Origin of the sequence: Emticicia oligotrophica DSM 17448 (genome assembly GCF_000263195.1) — a bacterium.
GTDB classification, from domain to species: Bacteria; Bacteroidota; Bacteroidia; order Cytophagales; family Spirosomataceae; genus Emticicia; species Emticicia oligotrophica.
The window spans coordinates 3,457,489-3,481,265 of record NC_018748.1; the positions used below are offsets into that span (position 1 = coordinate 3,457,489).

Here is a 23,777-nt window from a genome sequence, read left to right on the forward strand (position 1 = left end):
ACAATGATTTTGTCGTTGTAATTTCGTTGTAAATGGCTACAACGCCAACAACACAAAAAAAAGATTTACAACGATTACAACGCATTTACAACGAAAATACAACGATATTTATAATAATAAAAAATATAATTAATTGATAATCAGTAAGTTATACTCTTTGTTGTAGCGTTGTAAAAATGTATGCTATTTTTTTGAAAATTTGTGTAGCTAAGATTTTGCCATTCGATTGGTAAAATCTAACCCAAATTTTGTTGAATAAATACTGTAAGTAATTGATAAAGAATTTGTTACGGCATTTTTCATTGTATTTACATTGCCATCATTTTCTTCTCTAAAACGAATAGTTTTAATGATTTCTCTGATTTCACGCGGAGATTCGAGTTTTAAAATCTCTTGGATGATTGAATCCTTATCAGAAGAGTCCCTAAAGTAAATACTGCGGTATCTTTGCTTGAAAATTAGATAAATCGAAGGAAGTCGAAGAAGCAATAAATCACCATCAAATCTAAAATGGATACCCTCATGTAGTTTATAATCTTCAAATAATATCTGTAAAGTTGAAAAGAATTCATTTAAGATAGAGGTTTCATCTTGAATCTGGTATTGCTTACGGATATAGATTACAGCCATTTCGGCGAACTCATCCAAAATGTCAGCTTCATTAATTGATTCTCCGATTGAAATCAGCCCCTTGCTACAAAGAATGTAGGCACAAGTCATGGTTTGAACCATGTTACTAAATAATCGTTCGGGAATAACTTCATTTTTAAATGCTGATTCAATTCTTTTTGATAACACCTTGAATGCGGATGGGTAATTTTCTTGAATGAGTTTACGATGTCTCAAAATTTCTACTGTAACACAAGCTAAACCACCTCTTTCAAGGTCTTTGAGCTCTTGAAACCCTTCTTTTTGATATTTATCTTTTTCTTTGCTTTCAACCTGAATCAATAGGCATCGAGAAAAGAAAATATGATTACTCGGAATGAAGTTACTGGTTAAAGCCAATGCTGAATGGATTTCGATGCTATCAGTTTCTGCATTACTTTTACTTGAATCTGGGCTTTTGTGATAGCCAGCATTATCATAAGCCGCTTGTAGTAAGCCTTCGTGCGGGAAATCATTATAAAACTCATCCATCCAAAGCAAAGAATTAGCAGCTTGACTCATTAATTTTACAAGAGCGGCCTCAGTATTCTTTGATTTAAGATTAATATCATCTTGCTGAAATCCAAATAAGCAAGTCAGACTTCTGATTATACTACTTTTTCCAGTTCCTGCTGAGCCTTTTAGATACAAAATAGGAGAGGAGCCTTTATGATTTACTACAATGTCTCTAAAAAGCGACATAATATAGAAACATGCAGGTATAAAAGCCTTTTCAAGTGTATGCGTTTTCGCATAAATTCTATACCACTCATTGAACGATACATCAGAATCGGTAATTTGAAATCTATGCTGCATTTTGGCGTTTGTGGTAGGCATTGACAAGTAAAATTCACCACTCTGAACAATTCTAAACTCATCTGGCTCTAAAACTTTGCCTTTTGTTGTGATTACCTTATTAGAGAAGAAATAAACACCTGAATCTCTATGATAGCCAAAACGATTAATTTTTGTAGCTGTACCAAATTGAGTTTTATTGAATAATAGTGCATGTAACTCTGTGACATGATTATCATTTGCTCTAAAACTTAGGTGTTTAGCTGCAAGTATTGTCTTCAACCTTTTAGCAGAACAAAAGTCTTCATGTGGTACTTCAATAAAAATTGAATCTCTATTTTTAATTTTTAGCTCTAAAATCCAAGTGTTTTGTTCATTTTCATCCTTAGTAAAGTACTTGATAAAGATATGGAAGTTATCAGCAATGACTTCCCAATTATATCTACCTTTTACCCAGATAGTATGGTCTATTTTGTACTGAGCAGTATTATTCTTAATTACTATTTCTGAAAACTGACCTTCAGTTTTTTTGTCAATTGTAATTCGCTTTCCAGATAAAATTGATGGTTTAAGCTCATTCCCAATAGCATCAGCAATGTCATAACCATCTTCTTGTTCAGGAAATAAATCAATTATTTCAAAATCTAACTGATATGATTGCAGCTTCTTTATACTCGAATTACTTCTTCCTGCTTTATCAGCATCACAGAGCCAAATGATTTTCCTACCAAATAAGACCGATATTTTTTCATCCGTTAATCCGCTGCTCGAGCTACATGCTACCCAGTCAAATTCAGGGTAAAAGTAAGAAGCTATTACTTTTGTTTTTTCAGACTCAACAATTACCACTGTATTTTGCTTGGTTGAATCAAGTAAATCTTCGCCATAAAGACACATCTTATACTTGTATTTATCATCTGCAGGCTGTTTCATCGAATATCCTTTGGTATCCTTAATTCGATGCCCAGCTATATCATAAAGCATCCACTTGGCATTTACAACTCGGTTCTCATTATTTATAAAAATGAAGACTGTTTTTCCGTTTTGGTCAGTAGCTACACTATGTTTTTTCAGATGTTCTATTGAAATGCCCAAAGTCATACAATACTGATGGAAGTAACTACTTGAATTACTTAGCCATAGGTCAAAGTTTTGTAGCCAGGTTTTATCAGGATAAATAATTGATTTTTCACTTTTTACATTAATTACACTTTCACTTGTGATGTCCGACAACTTGGGTTTATGATGATAACCACAGGAGTTTTCTCGATCACATTTGCCAAACTGTTCGCCTATTCTTTGTCCGTTTAAGTCCTCATAATAACGAAATTTCTGAGATTGCTTGCATGCTGGACAAGTCCCTTTTTTCTTCGGGCTTTTTTCAAATCTGAATGGGTATTCTGACATTTTATGGGTTAAATAAAATAGGTGATTGTGATTTGAATAGTACAATAAACGGAAGCATATAATCGCTCTTTAGAGAATGATTATAAGAATTAAGAAGACAGAATAGGCTGCATGATAGATTATCACGAGCAATAAGGAATAACTCCACCCGAAGGTGGAGTTTGCATTTACGCTTACTTTTCATAACTTTACATTGCTTTAAAGGTAGTACTTAGGTGCACCTGTTAAACCGATGTGTTCCCGCACGTCGGTTTTTTTTATGCACCAAGCTTAAAAATTAAAAAAAATCTTTTGGAAATAATCCGATTAAATCAGAAGTATAGACATATACTTTCCCGCCAATCTTGAATGTTCTGAATAACCCTTCTCTTTTAAACTGTTCAAACTTCGAGCGTGACCAACCCATTTTTTTACAGACTACTGATGGCTGCATAACGGATGGAATTTCTGGTTTGACAGCTTTCTGGATTGTGTTTTCAAGCTGTAAAAATTTGCTTTCTACAATAGAAATGAAGTAGCGAGTTTCCTCACTTAATTTTGGTTGAAAATTTGATTTTTGGTGCATAAAAATAATGGTATGATTTACTATGCAATATTAAATAAAAAAGTTGGAAGTAGTACAACTATTTTATTAATATTTTTTACTTAGTCTAAAAAATAAAAAAAGCCTTTATGTTTTTTCATAAAGGCTTCGTTGTCAATTTATTATAAGATGTTCTATATTCTCAATCATTTGTTTGAAGTTATCATCAGGATAGTGTTCTAAAAACATTTTTTTGAAATTCAAATATTGAAGGTCAATTTGAGTTGCACCAAGTACCCTATATTCTTTGCACAGATTTTTGAACTGAAAGTAATGAAGATTAAAAAACCAGATGTAAGGATGAAATTGTTCTTCAAATATTTTCCACTCTGCTTTTTCACTTTTTAAAAACTGTAATAATTGATAACTATTCAAACCTTTAGATTGCTCAAATATTCCAACATAATCATCATAGTCATTAATGTATTTTGCATAGTCGGCCATTGCTTCAATCAACTTTTGTTCAACCAAGTAAGGTAATTCATATTGATTGTAGTCATAAGAATTAAAGACTTGATTAATATCAAAACCTCTCTTTACTTGCTCCAAGCTGTAAGGCATATCTCCAGCCCAATTGTAATTCTCTGGAAATAAATTAGTAATATAAGCTTGATTCGATGTATCAGTAAATGCTTTAATAATATTGCAATAAATGCTACTTACAATATTCGTTAAAGCCAAAGCTTCTCGTCTAATCTGAAGTATATCTTCATCCTTTAAGTGTTGAAATTCAGTCAGCGAATATGAGGTATTAATAGCACTTTTAATCTTGACAGATTGCTTATTAAATATCACTCGAAAATAAAGCGGATACCTATCTTCTCCATTACTATCTTTACTTGTCGGAAACAGATAAGTATTCAAATAGTGTTTAATGGATATTTTCTTACGTGTATTATTTACAGAATCAACTAAATTATCAGTCAATAGTACCTCCATCATTGGTACTTTTGTTGCTGGGCTTAAATATTTTCTGAAGTCCTTCATTTTGAATTTGTTCTACAAAGTGAACGTATTTATCTGTTTGTTGACTCTTGCTATGTTGTAATTGCTTCTGTACTAATTTAGCATCACCAGAGAGCATGTAGAGTGTCGTTCCAAATGTGTCTCTCGATGCCTTAAAATATAGACCTCGATGCACTTTTGCCATTTCTGCAATAACTTTCAAAAGTCTATTAACCTTTGGATTAGTCATACCTTTAAAAAGCTTCTTATTCGCTTCAGTTGGCATATACTTTCTGGCAATTTCTTGTGGTTTACCATCAAAAAGTAAATATAGCGGACGAATTGCTATTTTTTCTGTTTTCATTGCTCGAAATTTCAATATCAAACCTTCATTACTTTCGCTAAAGTTATCATTAGTAAGTGCATAACAGTCTGAAAATCTTAATCCAGTATAGCAGCTAAACAAAAACATATCCCTTGCCTTTTCCAAAAATTGATAGTTTTTGATTTCTTCAGGGAATTCTAATTGCTCAATTCTAACAGTTTCTTCAGGTAAAAGGAATATTGTATCAGTTTCTTCAACTTTTAGTTTAAAGTGCTTGTAGGGATTCTTGTTATCGGCAAACAAATTTTGTTTGATAGCAAGATTGATATATTTTCTTAGGTGACGGTGATATTTTTCAATTGTGTTGGTACGTAAGTTTTTGGTTTGTCGCAGAAAAATTTCAAAATCCTGTATAAAGTTATAGCTCAAGTCATTAAAACTGATAATAGCTTTAAACTCTTGCAATTTCTTAAAAGTATTCGCTTGATTAGTATGGGTTACTTTCTTTAATAAAATCTCTTTTTCAAGTTGCTGTTTATAAAAGTCTGTAAATGTAATTATTGTCTGAATGGCCTTTGCTTCTTCAGGGTGAGTGAATTTATCAAAGTCTGATAACTTGAAGTTTTTGTGTAATGCTAGAAATTCAACTTCATATTGTTCAAATTCGGCAATTCTATCCCTTAATAATTGAGCCCAATAAGCATCTTTTACATTCAATTTCTTGTTGTCCCATTTTTTGGAGTAACGTAGATTTTTGTTGAGAAATGCCTTCTTTTACCATATAGATAAACTTGAATTTGAATTAAACCCTTCTCAAGGTTTTTTTTAGTAATTTCTTTCTTTCGAAAATTAAGCTGTACGATACTTTTCTTTTGATAGCTGTTTATATTAATAATGGCATAAATCTAAGGTAGAAAAATGGAAACAAAATGAGTAGCAAAAATATGCTAAAACATACTAAAATTTGCTATGTTTTTGGGGTAGGCTTTGAAACAAAAAAAGCACCCATTTCTGAGTGCTTTTGAAAATTTTGGCGGTCTGGACGGGATTCGAACCCGCGACCCCATGCGTGACAGGCATGTATTCTAACCAACTGAACTACCAAACCAAAACTATATGTACTTTTCGATAAAAAAAGCACTCATTTCTGAATGCTCTCGCGATTATCTCGCGGTCTGGACGGGACTCGAACCCGCGACCCCATGCGTGACAGGCATGTATTCTAACCAGCTGAACTACCAAACCGTATCATTAATAAACTTGAAAATATTTCTTCGTTTGTTTAATGTGGTGCAAAGGTACAACGATTATATTTGTGTGTCAAGACTTAACACAAAAAAAATATGAAAATTTCTCGACCTACCGCAAATGAATACGATATAAATTCGTATCAAAATCGTTATATTCAGGCAGTTATGGGTGATGATGCTCTGAAAATCCTTGCAGAAAATATTTCAATTGTGGAAAATTTCTTTAAAAATATTCCCCTTGAAAAGCTTCACTTTCGTTATGCAGAAGGAAAATGGTCACCACTCGAAATGCTCGGCCACATTGTAGATACCGAAAAAATCTTACTTTATCGTGCTTTATCGGTGGCTCGTGGCGAGAAAAAATCACTTTTAGGTTTTGAAGAAGACGATTATGTAAAGGCTGCAAATTTCGATAAAAAATCGTTGAGGAGTTTATTATTACAGTTTAAAGCACAACGCAAATCAACAATTTTGTTTTATAAATCATTAGGAAAACGCGAACTTAGTCGCATGGGTCTTGCCAATGGCTTACCTACTAATGCACGTGTATTGGCTTGGTTTATTGCTGGACATGAGTTGCACCACCTCAATATTCTAAAAGAACGTTATTTGTAAACAAAAATATTTTCTTAATTCATCTAACCTAAATAAAAATCAACAATGAAATTAAAATCATTCTTATTAGTATGTGTTCTTTATGCTAATTGCTTCATTGATACAAAGGCTCAGTCATTGAGTGCAGTGGAGAAAAAAATAATTGAGCATGTGAAAATTAATATGCCGCAAACAGAAAAACTTTTGATGGATGCCGTGAATATCAATAGTGGTACTCTGAATCATGAAGGGGTTCGTCAGGTAGGGCAACTTTTTAGAAATGAATTTGATGCGATGGGCTTTACTACCGAATGGGTGTCTTTACCAGACTCACTCAATCGTGCAGGACATTTGGTTGCTTATCGTAAAGGCAAAAAGGGTAAGAAACTCTTTTTGATAGGTCATTTAGATACTGTTTTTGAGAAATCTATGCCCGCTGGGCCGTTTACACGCTTAAATGATTCAACAGCTACTGGGCAAGGTGTCAATGATATGAAAGGTGGTGATGTAATGGTAATTGCGGCATTAAAAGCCCTTCATGCTCAAGGTTTACTCGAAGATACCGACATCACCGTTTATTTTACTGGTGATGAAGAAAATGCAGGAAAGCCTACTAGTATTAGCCGAAAAGATTTTATAGAGCGTGCGAAAGCAACTGAGGTTGCCTTAGCTTATGAAACCGCCGTTGGATTTGACATTGCCGCCACGGCACGTCGTGGGGCGAGTGGATGGCACCTAACAACGCATGGGAAAACGGGGCACTCTTCAGGTGTATTTAATAAAACTATGGGCTATGGAGCAATCTATGAGGCTGCTCGTATTTTGGACGAATTTCGTGAAGCATTAAGTCAAGAAAAGTATCTAACATTTAATCCTGGTGTAATTGTTGGCGGAACAGAAGTAAACTACGACCCCGCCCAAGCAAAAGGTACAGCCATTGGTAAAACCAACATTGTCGCACAGAAAGTAGAAGTTACTGGTGATTTACGTTTCTTGACTGAAACTCAAAAAGAAGCTGCTCGTGCCAAAATGCGTGAAATTGTTTCTAAAAACTTGAATGCTACTTCTGCTCAAATTACATTTTCTGATGGTATTCCTGCCATGGAGCCAACTGAAGCTAACAAGAAATTATTAGAGGTTTTGAGCAAAACAAGTCAAGATATGGGCTTGGGAGTAGTGAAAGCAGGTGACCCAGGTTCTCGTGGGGCAGGAGATATTTCCTATATTGCTCAATATGTAAGTTGTTTGGATGGCCTCGGAGCATCGGGTAGGGGAGCACACGCACCCGGTGAAACTATCAATCTAAAAGAATATCCTACTCTGATTCAACGTTCGGCAGTATTGCTTTATCGCTTAACAAGATAACGCATCTGTTTTCAGTTTACAGTGGGCACTAAAATACCTACTGTAAACTGAAAGTTACCAATTATTTCTTTTTATACTTACAAGTAGTGTTATCGGGCTCTAGGTAGTATGATTTGAAATTTAATGCTTTTTTATCCATACAGCCTTTTAAGTTTAGTAATTCAATATTTCTGAAATCAATGGCGTGGCTTTCTGCTTGTAGGGCAATATATCCTTCGCCCAAAGGTGTACCATCTTTTTTAGCCCATTCTTCGCCATTTTTTACATTATCAGTTGCATAATCATACGGTTTTCCAAGAAATCCACCACCAATTCTTGCGTTTGTAAATGTTAAAACCGTATCTCCTTCAATTAAATGGTGAACGATTTTACTGCCAATGACAATAGCTTCTGCTTTTACCCATTGATCGCCATCATAAGTTTTAGATTTCGAGTCAATGCAGTGTGCCATATCTAATCTACCGTTGATATCGACAATCGTTCCGGGAGTACAAAGATTACCCGTATGGCGTGGGCCATTACCCAAACCTCCAAGTAATTGCATTTCGAGCGAAACAGGAAAATCTTGGTCGATGCCATTACTAGCCGCCGACTGTGAGTGAAGCATAATTCCACTATTTCTTACATTCCATGATTCTCCACCCGGTACTTGATTTCCTTGGAAACGATATTCAAATTTGATACGATAATGTGAATAAGGAGTTTTGTAATAGATATGTCCATATTTATCATCGAAGTTCTTGTATTCTTTATAATTCACTCGCATCATGCCATCTTCTACCAGAAAAGTATTCTTATAATTGTCATTTACTTCGTGTCCTGATATTTTTATATCCCATCCACTTAAGTCTTTTCCATTAAATAATGAAATCCAATCTTTCTTCTGAGCTTGTTTTTGAGCGAAAATTTCTTTGGAAGAAAATAAAAATAAAGCAGCAATAAAAAGTTTTTTCATGGTTGAATAGCGATTAAGGTTGAACTATTGTCAACTTGTCGATTTTGATTGAAATAGATGAATAATTGACCAAATATTTGGCGTAATTTTGTAGAATCAAACTTACAAAAAAAGGTTTTAGGTTTGGGTAAAGAATCAAAATATTTAGATGATAATCAAAGAAATAACAAATTATCTTGAGAGCATTGCTCCATTGGCCTATCAAGAAAGTTATGATAATGCAGGCCTAATTGTTGGAAATGCAACTGCCGAGGTGACAGGCATATTAGTTACCCTCGATTCTACTGAAGAGGTGATAGATGAAGCCATTGCTAAAGGTTGTAATTTGGTAGTGGCTCATCATCCGATTATTTTCAAAGGATTGAAAAAGCTTACTGGAAAAAACTATATTGAACGAACTGTCATCAAAGCAATAAAAAACGATATTGCCATTTATGCTACTCACACGAATCTTGACAGTGTAGTTGGTGGGGTGAATTTCAAAATTGCAGAAAAGTTAAAACTGGGAAATGTGAAAATTTTGGCTCCAAAGAGTCAAGTTTTGATGAAATTAATCGTTTTTGTACCAACTTATAATACCCAAGATTTACTCAAGGCCCTCCATACGGCTGGGGCTGGAGTGATTGGAAATTATAGTAATGTAAGTTTTAGGGCTGAAGGAACTGGAGCGTTTCGACCTAATGAAAAAGCAAATCCTACCATCGGTGCCGCAAATGTTGATGAAGAGGTGCACGAGCATAGGGTAGAAGTGATTTTTCCTGCCTATTTAAAAAATCAGGTTTTGGCTGCTATGTACAGTACACACGTGTACGAAGAAGTTGCTCATGATATTATTACGCTCGAAAATCAAAACCAAGAAGTTGGCTCAGGTATTGTAGGAGAATTGAGTGAAGCTCTTTCAGAAACTGATTTTCTGCGTCATTTAAAAAATAGCATGGGGGTTTCGGTTATTCGCCATACCAAACTTTTAGGCAAAAAAATAAATAAAGTAGCTGTCTGCGGAGGCTCTGGCGGATTCCTACTTGGTGATGCCATCAGTCAAGGTGCAGACGTATTTATTACGGCCGATTATAAGTACCACGAGTTTTTTGACGCTGATGGACGCATAATTATTGCAGATATTGGTCATTATGAGTCAGAACAATACACAAAAGAACTTTTGAAAGATTATATTTGTAAAAAATTCATTAACTTTGCAGTCCATTTGTCGGAAACTCCTACAAATCCTGTCAATTATTATTATTAAGAATAAATAAAAAACTGGTTAACGGTTATTTGTTATTGGTTTTTAGAAGTAAAGGCTATGGAATTAGAAGCTTTTTTCTCAATTAAACTAATAACCAATTAACCAATAACTAATAACCAAATTAGTTTTAGATATTATGGAATTAACAGTTGCACAAAAATTAGAAGCACTTCTTAATCTTCAAACCATTGATTCAGAATTAGATGAATTAAGAAAACTTCGTGGTGATTTGCCAGATGAAGTACGAGATTTAGAAGATGAAGTGATTGGCTTTGAAACTCGTATCGGTAAGTTCAAAAAAGAAATCGAAACTTTAGAAGTTGAGTTGAATGGCTACCGTGCTGGAAAAAAAGAAGCTGAGAAGCTTATCCAGAAGTACAAAGACCAACAAATGAATGTACGCAACAACCGCGAATATGATGCGATTGCAAAAGAATTAGAATTGCAAGAGCTTGAAATTCAATTGGCTGATAAACGTACGCGTGAAACTGAATTCAAGATTAAAAATAAAAATACTGAAATTGCTGATGTAGAATCGGCAATGGCAAATCGTAAAAAAGACCTTGAAGTAAAACGCAAAGAATTGGATGTATTGATTGCAGAAAGCCAAGAAGACGAGAAGAAATTAACTGTTAGCCGTGATAAAGCAGCTACACACGTTGAAGAGCGTTTAGTAAATGCTTACAATCGTATTCGCGGAAATGCAGAAAATGGTTTGGCGGTAGTTCTTGTAAAACGTGGTGCTTGTGGTGGATGTTTCAATATCGTACCTCCACAACGTCAGGCTGATATCAAAGACAAAAAGAAAATTATCGTTTGCGAACACTGCGGACGTATCTTAGCGGATGTTGACGTTGTTGAGATTGTAAGAAGATAATCTTTGCTTAAAATAAGAAATTTGAAGATAGCTAAGTTTTCGGAAGAGAACTTAGCTATTTTTGTTTTACTAAAACTATTTAAAAAGTTAATTCGTATTTTAGAATAAGGCTAAGCCTACTAAAGTATAAAAACTAAACTTTCATACAATTTCATTGAGAAAACTAAAATACATATTAGGCTTTATTTTAGCCTTTAGCACTTATTCAGAGAACACTTTTGCTTCGTCTGAAACAGATTTCAATGCTAATTTACAAAGAGCTTACGCAGAAATATTTAAGTTAAAAATCCAATCGGGAAGGGCAATTTTAGCCAAAGAAAATCCAACAAATCCTTTCAAGGTTTTTTTTGAAGATTATGCTGATATGATTGAATTGCTTAATTCTGAGAATGAAGTAGCTTATGAAAAATTAGCCGATAAAGAAGAAGAAAGACTTGAGATAATTGAAAACTTTGATGAAAAATCGCCTTATAATCGGTTTCTTCGAGCAGAAATTAAAATCCATTGGGCATTATTAAAAATACGTTTCGGGCACGAAGTAAAAGCAGGTTATAGTGTTATTCAAGCCTATAAATTATTAGAAGAAAATCAGCGGTTATTCCCGTCTTTCACACCTAATCTAAAATCTTTAGGTTGCTTGCATGTATTGATTGGCTCTGTACCCGATAAACATAAATGGATAACAAAATTAGTTGGCCTTCGCGGAAATATTCAACAAGGTTTGAATGAACTTCGAATGGTTTCTAAAGATAAAATTTGGGGTGTAGAGGCTCGTTTTTGCTTGACTTTCATACAAGCTTATGTTTTGAAGTATGATGCTAAACAAAATGAGGAAATGCTGCAATTCCTTGAGAATCACCCTGATAATTTGAATTTTTATTTTTTAGGAACAGCTATTTCTCTGAAAGATAATAGAACCGAGCAAGCCATAGAATTGCTAAAAAAAACGCCCAAAGATGCTTCTTATTTATATTTTCCAATCTTTGAATTATATAAAGCCGAAACGCAATTATTTAGGGGGAATTTTGCCCAAGCTATATCGGCGTATGGAACTTATCTTAGAAACTTTCGTGGGAAAACATTTGTAAAAGATACTTATTACAAACTATTTTTATGTCATTGGCTTTTGGGCGATGAAGTGAAAAGTAGGCAATATTTACTTAAAATTAATACGTCAGGAAGTACTGTTGCAGAATCAGATAAAGCTGCTCAAAAGTTTTATGAGAATTACTTAAAAACATCTACGCTCCCAAATAAAACTTTACTCAAACTTCGAATTGTTTTTGATGGAGGCTATTTTTTAGAAGCCAGTGAAATATTAAGCAATTTATCTGAAAATAGTTATAATACAACAAAAGACCAGGCCGAATTTATGTATCGTGCTGGTAGAATTTACCAGAAAACCAGTCAAACTGAAAAAGCTATTGACGCTTTTGAGCGGAGTATTCAGCTAACTGCTGGTCAGGACTGGGCATTTGCTCCAAGTTCGGCTTTACAATTAGGCTATATTTTTCAGCAGAAAGGACAAAAAATAAAGGCAAAGGCTTATTTTGAAAAAGCCCTTGCCTATAAAAATCACGAATATAAAACTTCTATTGATAATAAAGCTCGTGCTGCTTTAACCGAAATGGGGATGTAGACATGAGACATGAGACATGAGATATGAGATATGAGATATGAGATATGAGATATGAGATATGATGATACCTATTTACCTTTAATCTTTTATCTTTTGTCTAAAATCTAATATCTTTTTACAGCTCCATTTCAGGAATTTCACCTTCGATTATCAAATTTCCTTCAGTAGCAGCCACAATTTGTTCAACACTAATTCCTGGTGCACGCTCTAATAATTTGAAACCACCTTCGGGAACAACCTCTAAAACGGCAAGTTCAGTAACGATTTTTTTAACACATCGTAAGCCCGTAATTGGTAATGTGCAAGATTTTAGCAGTTTTGATTCGCCAGCTTTATTAACATGTTGCATGGCAACGATGATATTTTCTGCTGAGGCTACTAAATCCATGGCTCCACCCATTCCTTTTACCATTTTTCCCGGAATCTTCCAATTGGCAATATCGCCATTTTCTGAAACCTCCATAGCACCCAGAATTGTTAGGTCAACGTGCCCTCCTCGTATCATGGCAAAGCTTTCTGCTGAACTAAACAGAGCTGAGCCATCAAGTAAGGTAACAGTTTGTTTACCTGCATTGATTAAATCGGGGTCAACTTTATCTTCAGTAGGGAAAGGACCAATACCCAAAAGCCCATTTTCAGATTGTAGCACTACATTTATTCCTTCAGGAATATAATTTGCTACTAATGTTGGTATTCCAATGCCCAAATTTACATAATAACCATCCTTAACCTCACGTGCAATGCGTTTGGCAATTTGATTTTTATCGAGACCAAGACCTGTATTTACTTGAATTGCAGATGTTGTCTGCTCTTTTTCTGCTTGAGGTTGGCTGATGGTTCTTTGTTCAATTCGTTTCTCGTAGTTTTTTCCTTGAAAAATTCTTTGAACATAGATACCGGGTGTATGAATTTGTGCAGGGTCAAGGCTACCCGCAGGTACTAATTCTTCCACTTCAGCAATGGTAATTTTACCTGCTGCGGCCATCATCGGACTAAAGTTTTGGGCAGTACCTTTAAAAATTAAATTTCCCGCAGTATCGCCTTTCCATGCTTTTACGATAGCGAAATCAGCTTTTAGCCAACTTTCACGAACGTACATTTTTCCATCAAATTCTTGTATTTCTTTCCCTTCTGCCACTTCTGTTCCTACACCCGCTGGTGTAAAAAATGCTGGAATACCCGCACCTCCTGCTCTTATACGCTCGGCTAATGTCCCTTGCGGAGTCAACTCCACTTCGAGTTCGCCTGAGAGTAACTGACGCTCAAATTCTTTATTTTCGCCTACATACGACGAAATCATCTTTTTAACTTGTCTTGTTTTGAGCATTAAACCAATGCCAAAATCATCTACACCTGCATTATTTGAAATACACGTGAGGTCTTTTACGCCTTTACGTAAAAGGGCAGCAATTGAGTTTTCGGGAATACCACATAAGCCAAAGCCTCCCAACATTAGCGTTGCACCATTTGGAATATCCGCAACTGCTTCATCAGCTCCACTGATTACTTTGTTTATCATAGTTATTTTTAATTTGTGTGCAAATATAAGGCAAGAAAGGGGGAAATTGAATTGATTATTCTGAGAAAATTATAATATAAACTTAGTTTTATGCAAAATTAGATAATACCTTTAGATAAGTAATTGATAATCAGAATATACTCCATCGAATACCCACAAAACCTCTGATTTTTTGTAATGGTGCATAATTATAACTTGGGTCAAATTGCTCACTAAAAGGCATTTCTGGTCTGAATATTGGGTTTTGTGGTAAGAAATTAGTGAAATTTTTGATGCCTGTATAAATCTGAAGCCCATTTGCGAAGCGATGCGTGGCTTGTATATTATGAATTCCAAACCAAGGAGAGTATTCTGGACGGGTATCGCCATACGCTCTCACAACTGGCAAACGCATAGGGCTATAAAAATTACCCGTGAGGTCTATACTTAATTGAAGTTTCGGAAGTGTATAACTGATGGCATAATTAGCGGTGAAGTGTGGCGTTTGTATTTGATTGATTTTCAGACCATTATCTACTCGATAAACATCCATTAAAGTTCCACCCATAAAAACTTTCCAGCTTGATGCTAAAATGAGTTCAGCATTGAGAGCCACACCTTTCGAAATTCCGTAACCTTTCAAGTTATCGTAAACTACTAGTTCGGGGTTTTGGTCATAATCGGCAATAATTTTATTCGAGAAATAGGTATAAAAACCATTTAGTTGAAGATTGCCATAACCATTGCCGAAACTAAAGAAATGCTGATAGTCTAAGTTGGCATTATAAGAGCGTTCAGGTTTTAAGTTGTTCTTAATCAGTACCTTACGCGAACCAGTTAGGGCGGCGTGGTCTTCTGAAAATAAATTGACCACTCGGTAGCCATTGCCTAAACTCAATCTAAAAATATTATCTTTATTGGGTGAGAGTTTCCAGTTGATTCTTGGTGAAGCAATGCCTCCATGTTTGGAATTATAATCATATCGTAGCCCAACTAAAAGCTTGTTGGTTTGATTAAGTGAGATTTCATCCTGAAGAAAAATTCCTGGTAAACTTATATTATCTGGTGTGTTTTGAGCATCAGTATTTTGTGTAACAGGCGTGTTATCATCATAAAAAGTTTGACGAAATGTAGCCCCAAAAAGTGCATCATGTCTTTTTCCAAGTTTTTTATCCCAAAGTAATTGTCCAAATGCAATTCGTTGCGTTGCTAGATAAAAAGTATTGCCATATACAGAATTTTGTTGATGTTGATTAAATGAGAAATTCAATATAATCTTCTGATTATCAATGGGTAATTGATAGCTACCAAGCATTTCTATTCGTTTTGTAAAGATAGACTCTCCGTAAACCTCGCTACCACCTCTATTCTCTTTTTGCCATTGCATTTCACCTCCAAAACGGTCTTCGTAAATATATCTTGCGGCTAAATTAAATACCCTATTGCTCTTACGATTCATACTCCATTTATTAAAAATAGAGGTCCTATTTTGTAGCGTGATATCGGTAAAGTTATCATTGTTCACATCCCAACGTTTATTGAAAAGAAAGTAATTGCCCGAAAGTAAGACATCAAACTTTCCAACTTTAGTTTTACCACTTATATCAAAATTGTTTTCAAGATAAGAGCTAGTATTCACATCAAAGTTTATTTTAGGAGCTTTGCTAGGATTTTTGGTGATTACATTAATCAATCCGCCCACTGCTTCTGAACCATAAAGTGTAGAAGCTGGCCCTTTCATTACTTCGATGCGTTCGACCATTGAGTTCGGGATGCCACTCAAGCCATAAACCGAAGATAACGCAGAAACAATTGGCATTCCATCAATCATTACCATTGTGTAAGGGCCTTCCATTCCATTGATGTGAATATCACCCGTATTACAAACATTACAATTTAACTGAGGTCTTACCCCATTGACCATCGAAAGTGATTCAAAAAGGCTGGGTGTAGGGTTTTTACGAAAAAATGTTGGATTTAGTATTTGTATAGGTGCTGGAGATTCGTTAATACTGGTTTCTTTCATAGTACCAGTTACTACCACTTCATTGAGTTGAGCATTGGTTTCTTCAATTTCGATATTTAATTGATGTGATTTATTTTCCTGAATATTTATCTGAACAGACTTGCTAATGTAGCCAACACTTGAAATGATAATGTTTTGTTTGCCAGAAGGAATGTTTTTTAGATGAAAATAACCTGATTCATCAGCTTGTGTACCATATTTAGTGTTTTGAACACTGATGCTTGCAAATGCGACACCTTTCTCTCGGTTAGTAATAATTCCCTTAATTTCTGAAGCTTTTAAGGGAATCATTGGTGTGAAAACAAGGAAAAATATGTATAGCTTTTTCATTTTTTTGTATTGATAATACAAATTTTGATGAATAAAATTTAATTTCAAAAATAAAACTAAAATAAATTTTAGACTAAACTAAAAATTTATCATTGTTTTGTGAAAATTAATGTTTAGATGTATTTGAAATGTGATGACTTTTTCACGATTTGATGATTCCTAGAAAATAGTGTATTTGTAGGGTTTTATAATCAAAAAAAGTTTTGATTGATTTTTAGAAAAGTTGTAACATGAAGTTGGATTACAACTTTCGGAGAAATGGAGGATGGAATAGAAGTTTTCTAAATCATTGAGAAAAGATAATATTAATTTCGAGCTTGGGAATGACTAATTTATAAACTTGTATGATGTATAAAATTTAGGTAATTCTGAATTTTGAGATTAGACGACTCCTTTTGGGCTAAATATCGACAACCGTTGCTTGGTAGAAAGATTAAATTCTAAAAAACGAGTTCCGTAGGAACGACCTATATATAACTAAATAGGTCGTTCCTACGGAACTCAAAATTGCAAAAAATCACTATATACTATCAATATTTGATCCTTTACAGGGTCTTTTAAAATTGGGGATGACTCATATTAGTTGAGTTAAATCTTTACAGTTCCGCCATTTTGAGCAGCTTTGTAGATAGCTTCTACCACTTTAATATCTCTCAAACCTTCTTCACCAGGGGCAATTAAAGTTGTTCCGTTCATAATTGCAGCACAATCTTCATCTAACTGCTTTGCTTGTTGGCTTTTAAGTGGAAAATTAATCACACCATTGCTATGGCTTCCTTTATTATCAGAATAAGCCGAAAAAGGCTCCATTTTTAACCAACCTTTTTCATAATTTACTTGTAGATAATTCATATTGATACCAAAACTTGTATGGCAGGCGGCTAAAGCACCACTCGGAAATTGCAATTGAAACATCATCGTTTCTTCAACTTCTTTGTAGATTTCTGGCCGAGTTGTACTGGCTTGGGCAGTTACGGCTATGGGTTCTTCACCAGTAGCTAAGCGTGCCCCTTGAAGAGCATAAACCCCCATATCTCCCATTACACCACCACCCAAAGCTTTATTTTGTTTCCAGTGAGTGGTTCGAGCGTCGAAGTAACCCGCTCCACAAGAAATCATTTTAACTTTTCCATAAACTTGCTCACGTGTAATACGCATATACTCTTGCGTATTGGGGTCGTGTTGACAACGATAGCCAATGGCTAGATTTACTTTATTATCTTTACAGGCTTTAATCATTGCCAAACAATCGCTAACAGAGGGAGCCATTGGTTTTTCACAGAAAACATGTTTACCAGCACGAGCTGCTCTTACAACAAACTCTTTATGCATAGAAGGTGGTAAAACCACATAAACTACATCAATGTCAGGGTTATTGGCAATCGAATCGAAGTTTTGGTAGTTGTAAATGTTTTTATCAGGAATATTATATTTTTGTTTCCATTTGATGGCTTTTTCGGGAGTGCCCGTTACAATTCCAGCTAAATAGCAATTAGTGGTTGTTTGAAGAGCAGGAGCGAGTAGATCTGTACTATAATAGCCTAAGCCTACGAGTGCAATACCCATTTTTTCCTTTTTAGTTTTTGTACTTGCTAGTAAAGTATTTGGAGAAAACAAGCTAGCTGTTCCACCAATGATAATAGATTTTATAGCGTCTCGTCGATTAAACATTTTGTTACATATTAAAGGTTGAATAATTGGATTTCATAATGGTATATTTTACTATAAGTAAAGCTAATCAATTAATTTCATTGTTGAATAGATTTTAGACGTATTTTTTGTGTTTGTGGCAGAAGTATTAGCTTTTTGTGAATTGATAAAAAAAGGCGAAGTTTCCTTCGCCTTTAAGATTAATATTTGTCGTAGAATCTACGGATTCTTGTGGTGACTTGGTCGTAAATAGGTTTGGTAAATTCAATAAAGAGCTGCTGTGGCGGAGGTGGAAGTTGTTCTCGATTTTGGGTCAAATTGTATTCTACATTTGTTAAAGCTCTTTCATCACCATTGAAACTTGCCCATTCATTTACCCAAGTGTATTCACCCGGCACTTCTTCTCTTAGTAAAGTTTTATTCGTTTGGTAATCGTAAATTTCCATCGATAAAAGCCCTCTTGAACGTACTATCTTTCTTGATTTGATAATCGTTGCATTTACTTTACCATAAACGGGCATTTTTTTTCCATTAATGGTAGCCTCGCCTGTTTTTACACTGTCTTTGCTCGTAACCGTTTGGCGGTCAGTCTGAATATTGGTTTCGCCTACTACAAAATCAATAATTTCAAGTCTAACCACGTGGTCGGGGCTTAGTTTTACACTTTTCGCCTCATCTGGTGAATAAAATCTAATAAACTTATTTATTCTTCTGTTTGTACGTAAGAATTCATCAATTTTCCCTTGAAAGAATTCGTTGCTGTATTGATAAATTTTCGAGTTTATTTTTGGTTGTTCCACAACTACATGTACAGAACCTAAATTTAATGCTTCTTCCACACGATTACGTGCATCTTTGTAGTTTGGAGCGAAAGCCATGATTCTGTCAAAGTGGTCGTAAGCTACACGAGCATCAAGTTTACTAATATTCCTACGGCTCAAAATTTCACTTCCTGCGGCATATCTTTCGGCCGCTGCATTATCTCTGGCTTCTTCAGTCTCACGAAAATACGTTTGTGGACTCACAATTCTGCGGCAAGCCGTACAACGCTCAATAACCTCTTGCATTTTATTAAGTTTATCGTAGTAGCCCAAAACAGTTTCCCATCGAAACTGTTGATTTGCATTTCTTACTCTAGCAATATCACGTGTAAGTTCATCTTGGGCATTACGATAAGCCACAGGTAGTACATCAAGTGATTTACTATTGTCGGAATCTTTTTTTAATTTTTCGGCTGATTGTAACACAGCTTCATAATAATTGCCTTTTTCAAGAGCTTTGGTACCACTTTTCGAACAAGCTGCTATGAAGATGATACATGAAAATAATAGTAGTTTAATCGGAAGTTTCATGATTTATGGTTTATTTGGTCAAAAACCTTGCTATATAAATTTGTGCAATATAATTGATTTTGAGGATTTTTTAGTTCAATTAAATGTTTGATTAACATTTTATTAGGAAAATTTGCTGACAAAAAAAGTGATAATTCAAATTCGAATTATCACTTATAGTTTGATTAATGTATTGATTATAAGTCGATTAGCTTTCTTCTTTAAGTGCTGAAAGACTTTGTGTTTTAATTTTTTCTTGTAATTTTAAAATACCACCAATTAATGCTTCGGGGCGAGGTGGGCATCCTGGTACATATACATCAACTGGTATAATTCGGTCAACTCCCTTTACAACATGATAACCATGTTCCCAGTAAGGTCCTCCACAATTTGAGCAACTTCCCATCGAAATTACATATCGTGGTTCGGCCATTTGTTCATATAAACGACGAACACGGTCAGCCATTTTGAAAGTTACCGTTCCTGAAATAATCATTAAGTCGGATTGACGAGGAGAATTTCGAGGAAAAACCCCAAAGCGTTCGAGGTCATACGATGATGCATAAGTGGCCATCATTTCGATTGCACAGCATGCCAAACCAAATCCCATTGGCCAAATAGAGTTGGCTCTTGCCCAGTTGGTAATTTCATCAAGTGAAGTTAGTATAATTTCACTCTCACCAGTTTTGATATGTGCTTCTTTCTCAAGCGATTCAAAGTTCATTTATCACCGTATTTTTCGTTGACTTGCTCATAAATTTCCATTGGAATTTTACTTTTGAATTTAGGCGTTCGGTATTCAGGTTTAATCCAATCAAGGTGTCCCTTTGCCCAAACATAAGCCAATCCAAGTGCTAAAACTACAATAAAAATACCCATTTCTGCTAAAGTTAACCATCCCCAAAGTCCATTGGTATCTTTTATGTATTGTTCGTTACCAAAAACAGTAGCCCAAGGAAATAGAAAAACTAACTCTACATCGAAAAGCAGGAATATAAGTGCAACAATATAGAATTTAACGTTGAATTGTACATTGGCATTTCCGATGGGGTCTTCACCAGACTCATAAGTGGTGAGTTTTTCTTCATTGGGCTTATTGGGACGTAATAACCAAGCAATACCAAGTACTGCTAATACCGCCACCGCTGCCAAAATGATTGCCAGTAGAATAATGCCAAAATCTGATAACATTGTATAAAAAGCTTAGAATTATTGAATTACCTAATGTTGAACTTTTCAATAATTCTTTGATGAATCAATTACTCCATATCACGGTAGGCCATGATGCCTCCTAATACATTATGTACTTTTTCGAAACCTTGTGCAATGAGGAATTCTTTTGCTTTTCCGCTTCTTGCACCGCTACGGCAGTGAATGTATATATCTTGTCCCTTAAGGGCTTCAAATTCGTCTAAATGCTCAGGGATTTCGCCAAGTGGAATTAGTTTTGCTCCGAGGTTGTCATCCTCATACTCATATTCTTCACGTACATCGAATAAGTTAATAGGTGTTTCGCCTTCTAATAACTCTTTTAACTGTTGAACGGTAATATCAAAATTCTTATCCATAGTTTTATTTTATCTTAATTATATTGATAGGTATATCTTAATGCAGAACTACAATCTTACGAATAAAATTCTTTTTTCCATCCGAAAATTTCAACAAATATGTATTCGGAGGTAAGCTTTTCAGATTAAGTTCTTGATTATCAGTTGTTTCTTTATAGAATAATTCACGGCCTGAAATATCGAAGATACTAACTGATTTGATATTTGGGAAATCCCACTTTACTACGTCACTTGTTGGGTTTGGATATATACTGAAAGCATTTTCAAATGTTGTTTCATTGCCCAAAGGAGCATTGATTTGACCATTAGTTGATTTGAATCCCATTACAGGACGAACCATTAAACTTCCTTTTAAAGTAGTGTTTTGTATCCAATCACTACCTTTGTTATAGTATATTTTATCGGCAAATTGAGGGGAGTTTTTATCTACTCCAATACCAATTACATCTTCATTAACCTTAGTCCAAGCAACAAAAAAAGTATCTTTTACAGCAATATTTTGGTCGAGAGGGTATTCTACAAAACCATTGATATCGTTAGGGTATTTTACTTTTACTGATTGCTGATGGAGCGGTTTTCCCGGTTTTCCATTCGTACTTTCTAAAATTTGTAAAAGAAAGAATTGCCCAGAAATATCCTTAAAATATGGTGTAAAGTTAAATCTCACTGCATTGATAGTATCAGCTCTGCTGAGTATAAATTTTATAGCTACTTTTCCTAAACTTTGGTCTGTATCTGCACCAGTTTCAGCAGTGCCGTCATCATAGGCATAATAGTCGAGTAAAGGGGTATAAATTGAAACGGAGTCATTGCTTAACAAAAGTGCTTCAGGTATATTATTGGTAGAATCAGGTACAATAATAACTCCCGAATTCTCATATATTATTCTTTGGGTAAACTTCAATGAGGCTTGTTTTCCTTTAAAATTATTAAAAAGAGGAACGGGATTATTCTTGATTGGTGGATTTGGGGTAGTGATAATTTCATTATTGCCCCTAATATTATACAAAATTTGTTTCGAAACCGTATCAGTTACAGTGAATGTTAGGTTTACTGAGCGTGCATTTTTTTGTAATGTACTTACTGAAACATCTAGAGAATTATTTACTTCTGCCGATGGATTAACTAAAAACTGGCGGAGAGGCATCGCAGAATACCTCTTTAGATAGTTGTTTTTGAAACCTCTAAGTGCTATATCTTGTGTATAAATATCTTTTTTACGTCGATTTTTATTAAGGTAAACAAAATCTATATGCCACATATCAAACGCACCCGATTGGCGGCCACGTGTTTGGAATCTGAATTGAAAATTTTGGTGTAAAAATTCGGTTTTATTAATGGGTAAAAGTGCTTGTGTAAATTTATCTTTACTCGTACCCTGTTGACGCCAAACGACTTTCCATTGGTTTTTATCATTTAAGAGTGAAACCACGAGAGAATCGTCTTCGTCAGGCAATTCTCCTAAGCCCTTCGCTTCCCAATAAAAACTTAAATAGACTGAGTCTGATATTGCCAAACCTGCTAAGTTTATAGGACGTGAACTTAGCGTATCAGTATTCCCATAAGCAAACTTATTTGAAAAGTTATAGGGTATTCCGGCTGCATTGCGACTATCAAAAGTAGCTACATTGACAGATGGTTGATTGATAGGAAAAGAATTATTAATACTTACTCCTCCATTAATCCAAAGTTGTGGATTGGGTGATGAAGTTTTATTAAGAGAAAAATCATCAAAAAATGGTAGGGTCAGCGATTGTGCGTAAGTAAGTTGTGTGCAAAAAAGAACTAATAAAATAACAGACCTGCAAATACTTACAGGTCTGTTGTTTTGAAATATCTTCATACAGTTGTTTGATACGTTAATTATTATCTTCGACGTTTTCGGTAGGTGCATTCCCCGCAATTTCTACATCAATAACGTCGCCAATATGGATTTTATTTCCTTCAGCTGATGGTCTTTGCTTGATAATTGTACCATCAGGATAACCATCAACTGGCCCTACATATCGTTTAGCGATGCCTAGATTTTGTCCAGAAAGTAATATTTCAGCTTCATCAGCTAGCATTCCAACTAAATTTGGTATTTCAACCATTTGGTCGCCAAGGCCATCTCCAACCACAAAAACTACGGTAGAACCTTTCGGAATCATGGTACCAGCTTTGACTTCCTTTCCATTAAATTTAACTTTTAATACAGTATTTTCCTCTAATGCTGGAATAACTTCTGTTGTACCTGCCACTAAGCCAGCAGATAATAACTGATTTTTAGCACTTGATTCTGAACGCCCAAAAACATCTGGTAGTTTTACCATTGGTGCGGTTTCGCTGACAATCGTTAAATAGATTTTTCTCCCTTCTTTCACGCTTGACCCCGGTTTAGGAAATTGCGTAAGTATTGAGAGAGGTTTTGCTCCTGCTACGAAAGTACAATCACTCACTTCATAGTCAAGGTCTCTGTCATCGAGTGCTTTTTCCATTTCTTCGATGGACATACCTTTCAAATCAGGAACCGTAATCGATTGTCCATGATTAGTACTCCAAGGAAGATAAATAAAGAAAAAACTAAAGAAAAACACCAAAAATAAGGCAACGATTATGCCAATATGAACAACAATATCAGATTTTGAACTTGTACTAAATTTTGCCATTTTTTATGGATTTTGGAAAAATCTGACAGTTTCTGGATGAAGCTGTCAGATTTTAAAGAGAATATTCAGCAAAAAAAAGATATTTTATCGGAAATAA

The 23,777-nt window shown here is 34.9% G+C and carries 19 protein-coding genes, 2 tRNA genes and 1 pseudogene; 5 read left to right on the forward strand and 17 right to left on the reverse strand.

Annotation, left to right across the window (positions count from 1 at the left end):
• Positions 1–207: 207 nt before the first annotated feature.
• From EMTOL_RS14305 to EMTOL_RS14330, 6 genes are all read right to left on the reverse strand, one after another.
• Positions 208–2,850 (reverse strand): DUF6371 domain-containing protein, encoded by a 2,643-nt coding sequence (locus EMTOL_RS14305; RefSeq protein ID WP_015030020.1) that lies wholly within the window; start codon positions 2,848–2,850, stop codon positions 208–210.
• Between the two features lie 277 nt (positions 2,851–3,127).
• Positions 3,128–3,415 carry a hypothetical protein gene (locus tag EMTOL_RS14310; RefSeq protein ID WP_015030021.1) on the reverse strand — a complete coding sequence of 96 codons (288 nt, stop codon included), beginning with the start codon at positions 3,413–3,415 and terminating at the stop codon, positions 3,128–3,130.
• Between the two features lie 132 nt (positions 3,416–3,547).
• A complete protein-coding gene (locus EMTOL_RS14315) occupies positions 3,548–4,375 on the reverse strand; it encodes a hypothetical protein (RefSeq protein WP_015030022.1) in 828 nt (275 codons plus the stop codon).
• Positions 4,353–5,420: a site-specific integrase gene (locus tag EMTOL_RS14320; protein WP_015030023.1), complete on the reverse strand. Its 1,068-nt coding sequence runs from the start codon at positions 5,418–5,420 to the stop codon at positions 4,353–4,355. The genes EMTOL_RS14315 and EMTOL_RS14320 overlap by 23 nt, the downstream gene beginning before the upstream one ends.
• Before the next feature lie 314 nt (positions 5,421–5,734).
• Positions 5,735–5,811 (reverse strand) — tRNA-Asp (locus tag EMTOL_RS14325).
• 63 nt (positions 5,812–5,874) lie between these two features.
• Positions 5,875–5,948 (reverse strand) — tRNA-Asp (locus EMTOL_RS14330).
• Between the two features lie 98 nt (positions 5,949–6,046).
• Between EMTOL_RS14330 and EMTOL_RS14335 the strand changes: the two genes are divergently transcribed.
• Positions 6,047–6,568, forward strand: coding sequence for a DinB family protein (locus EMTOL_RS14335; RefSeq protein WP_015030024.1), 522 nt, complete (start codon positions 6,047–6,049; stop codon positions 6,566–6,568).
• 45 nt (positions 6,569–6,613) lie between these two features.
• Entirely contained in the window at positions 6,614–7,912 is a 1,299-nt protein-coding gene (locus EMTOL_RS14340; RefSeq protein WP_015030025.1) for a M20/M25/M40 family metallo-hydrolase, read from the forward strand.
• Positions 7,913–7,973: 61 nt separating this feature from the next.
• Here EMTOL_RS14340 and EMTOL_RS14345 read toward each other — a convergent pair whose 3' ends face one another.
• Positions 7,974–8,867, reverse strand: coding sequence for a 3-keto-disaccharide hydrolase (locus EMTOL_RS14345; RefSeq protein ID WP_015030026.1), 894 nt, complete (start codon positions 8,865–8,867; stop codon positions 7,974–7,976).
• 148 nt (positions 8,868–9,015) lie between these two features.
• Here EMTOL_RS14345 and EMTOL_RS14350 point away from each other — a divergent pair, with 148 nt between their 5' ends.
• The 3 genes from EMTOL_RS14350 to EMTOL_RS14360 all read left to right on the forward strand — a co-directional run bounded on the left by EMTOL_RS14350 (position 9,016) and on the right by EMTOL_RS14360 (position 12,629).
• On the forward strand, positions 9,016–10,113 hold the full coding sequence (locus tag EMTOL_RS14350; RefSeq protein ID WP_015030027.1) for a Nif3-like dinuclear metal center hexameric protein: 1,098 nt from the start codon (positions 9,016–9,018) through the stop codon (positions 10,111–10,113).
• 136 nt (positions 10,114–10,249) lie between these two features.
• On the forward strand, positions 10,250–10,990 hold the full coding sequence (locus tag EMTOL_RS14355; RefSeq protein WP_015030028.1) for a zinc ribbon domain-containing protein: 741 nt from the start codon (positions 10,250–10,252) through the stop codon (positions 10,988–10,990).
• Between the two features lie 154 nt (positions 10,991–11,144).
• Positions 11,145–12,629 carry a tetratricopeptide repeat protein gene (locus tag EMTOL_RS14360; protein ID WP_015030029.1) on the forward strand — a complete coding sequence of 495 codons (1,485 nt, stop codon included), beginning with the start codon at positions 11,145–11,147 and terminating at the stop codon, positions 12,627–12,629.
• Between the two features lie 115 nt (positions 12,630–12,744).
• Here the strand turns inward: EMTOL_RS14360 and EMTOL_RS22460 are convergent, their stop codons facing one another.
• The 10 genes and pseudogenes from EMTOL_RS22460 to EMTOL_RS14405 all read right to left on the reverse strand — a co-directional run bounded on the left by EMTOL_RS22460 (position 12,745) and on the right by EMTOL_RS14405 (position 23,680).
• On the reverse strand, positions 12,745–13,422 hold the full coding sequence (locus tag EMTOL_RS22460) for a 3-oxoacid CoA-transferase subunit B (RefSeq protein WP_305953297.1): 678 nt from the start codon (positions 13,420–13,422) through the stop codon (positions 12,745–12,747).
• Positions 13,423–13,461: 39 nt separating this feature from the next.
• Positions 13,462–14,148, reverse strand: a pseudogene (locus EMTOL_RS22465) (CoA transferase subunit A); the annotation flags it as partial.
• A 130-nt stretch (positions 14,149–14,278) separates the two neighbouring features.
• Positions 14,279–16,483, reverse strand: coding sequence for a TonB-dependent receptor (locus tag EMTOL_RS14370; protein WP_052315394.1), 2,205 nt, complete (start codon positions 16,481–16,483; stop codon positions 14,279–14,281).
• A gap of 588 nt (positions 16,484–17,071) precedes the next feature.
• Positions 17,072–18,154: a Gfo/Idh/MocA family protein gene (locus EMTOL_RS14375; RefSeq protein WP_015030032.1), complete on the reverse strand. Its 1,083-nt coding sequence runs from the start codon at positions 18,152–18,154 to the stop codon at positions 17,072–17,074.
• Between the two features lie 179 nt (positions 18,155–18,333).
• Positions 18,334–19,485, reverse strand: coding sequence for a hypothetical protein (locus EMTOL_RS14380; protein WP_015030033.1), 1,152 nt, complete (start codon positions 19,483–19,485; stop codon positions 18,334–18,336).
• Positions 19,486–19,672: 187 nt separating this feature from the next.
• Positions 19,673–20,188 carry an NADH-quinone oxidoreductase subunit B gene (locus tag EMTOL_RS14385; protein ID WP_015030034.1) on the reverse strand — a complete coding sequence of 172 codons (516 nt, stop codon included), beginning with the start codon at positions 20,186–20,188 and terminating at the stop codon, positions 19,673–19,675.
• A complete protein-coding gene (locus EMTOL_RS14390; RefSeq protein WP_015030035.1) occupies positions 20,185–20,655 on the reverse strand; it encodes an NADH-quinone oxidoreductase subunit A in 471 nt (156 codons plus the stop codon). Before EMTOL_RS14390 ends, EMTOL_RS14385 begins: the two co-directional genes overlap by 4 nt.
• Positions 20,656–20,723: 68 nt before the next feature.
• Positions 20,724–21,032, reverse strand: coding sequence for a rhodanese-like domain-containing protein (locus tag EMTOL_RS14395; RefSeq protein ID WP_015030036.1), 309 nt, complete (start codon positions 21,030–21,032; stop codon positions 20,724–20,726).
• A gap of 37 nt (positions 21,033–21,069) precedes the next feature.
• Entirely contained in the window at positions 21,070–22,875 is a 1,806-nt protein-coding gene (locus tag EMTOL_RS14400; protein ID WP_015030037.1) for a T9SS type A sorting domain-containing protein, read from the reverse strand.
• Between the two features lie 16 nt (positions 22,876–22,891).
• Positions 22,892–23,680, reverse strand: coding sequence for a PASTA domain-containing protein (locus EMTOL_RS14405; protein ID WP_015030038.1), 789 nt, complete (start codon positions 23,678–23,680; stop codon positions 22,892–22,894).
• Between the last annotated feature and the right edge of the window lie 97 nt (positions 23,681–23,777).

What these genes read in the sequence shown, in the direction of transcription:
- EMTOL_RS14335 (WP_015030024.1), top strand. Translation starts at nt 6,047, where the DNA reads ATGAAAATTTCTCGACCTACCGCAAATGAATACGATATAAATTCGTAT.
- EMTOL_RS14315 (WP_015030022.1), bottom strand. Translation starts at nt 4,375, where the DNA reads ATGATGGAGGTACTATTGACTGATAATTTAGTTGATTCTGTAAATAAT.
- EMTOL_RS14385 (WP_015030034.1), bottom strand. Translation starts at nt 20,188, where the DNA reads ATGAACTTTGAATCGCTTGAGAAAGAAGCACATATCAAAACTGGTGAG.
- EMTOL_RS14305 (WP_015030020.1), bottom strand. Translation starts at nt 2,850, where the DNA reads ATGTCAGAATACCCATTCAGATTTGAAAAAAGCCCGAAGAAAAAAGGG.
- EMTOL_RS14395 (WP_015030036.1), bottom strand. Translation starts at nt 21,032, where the DNA reads ATGGATAAGAATTTTGATATTACCGTTCAACAGTTAAAAGAGTTATTA.
- EMTOL_RS14370 (WP_052315394.1), bottom strand. Translation starts at nt 16,483, where the DNA reads ATGAAAAAGCTATACATATTTTTCCTTGTTTTCACACCAATGATTCCC.
- EMTOL_RS14345 (WP_015030026.1), bottom strand. Translation starts at nt 8,867, where the DNA reads ATGAAAAAACTTTTTATTGCTGCTTTATTTTTATTTTCTTCCAAAGAA.
- EMTOL_RS14310 (WP_015030021.1), bottom strand. Translation starts at nt 3,415, where the DNA reads ATGCACCAAAAATCAAATTTTCAACCAAAATTAAGTGAGGAAACTCGC.
- EMTOL_RS14400 (WP_015030037.1), bottom strand. Translation starts at nt 22,875, where the DNA reads ATGAAGATATTTCAAAACAACAGACCTGTAAGTATTTGCAGGTCTGTT.
- EMTOL_RS14380 (WP_015030033.1), bottom strand. Translation starts at nt 19,485, where the DNA reads ATGAAACTTCCGATTAAACTACTATTATTTTCATGTATCATCTTCATA.
- EMTOL_RS14405 (WP_015030038.1), bottom strand. Translation starts at nt 23,680, where the DNA reads ATGGCAAAATTTAGTACAAGTTCAAAATCTGATATTGTTGTTCATATT.
- EMTOL_RS14375 (WP_015030032.1), bottom strand. Translation starts at nt 18,154, where the DNA reads ATGTTTAATCGACGAGACGCTATAAAATCTATTATCATTGGTGGAACA.
- EMTOL_RS14350 (WP_015030027.1), top strand. Translation starts at nt 9,016, where the DNA reads ATGATAATCAAAGAAATAACAAATTATCTTGAGAGCATTGCTCCATTG.
- EMTOL_RS14355 (WP_015030028.1), top strand. Translation starts at nt 10,250, where the DNA reads ATGGAATTAACAGTTGCACAAAAATTAGAAGCACTTCTTAATCTTCAA.
- EMTOL_RS14340 (WP_015030025.1), top strand. Translation starts at nt 6,614, where the DNA reads ATGAAATTAAAATCATTCTTATTAGTATGTGTTCTTTATGCTAATTGC.
- EMTOL_RS14390 (WP_015030035.1), bottom strand. Translation starts at nt 20,655, where the DNA reads ATGTTATCAGATTTTGGCATTATTCTACTGGCAATCATTTTGGCAGCG.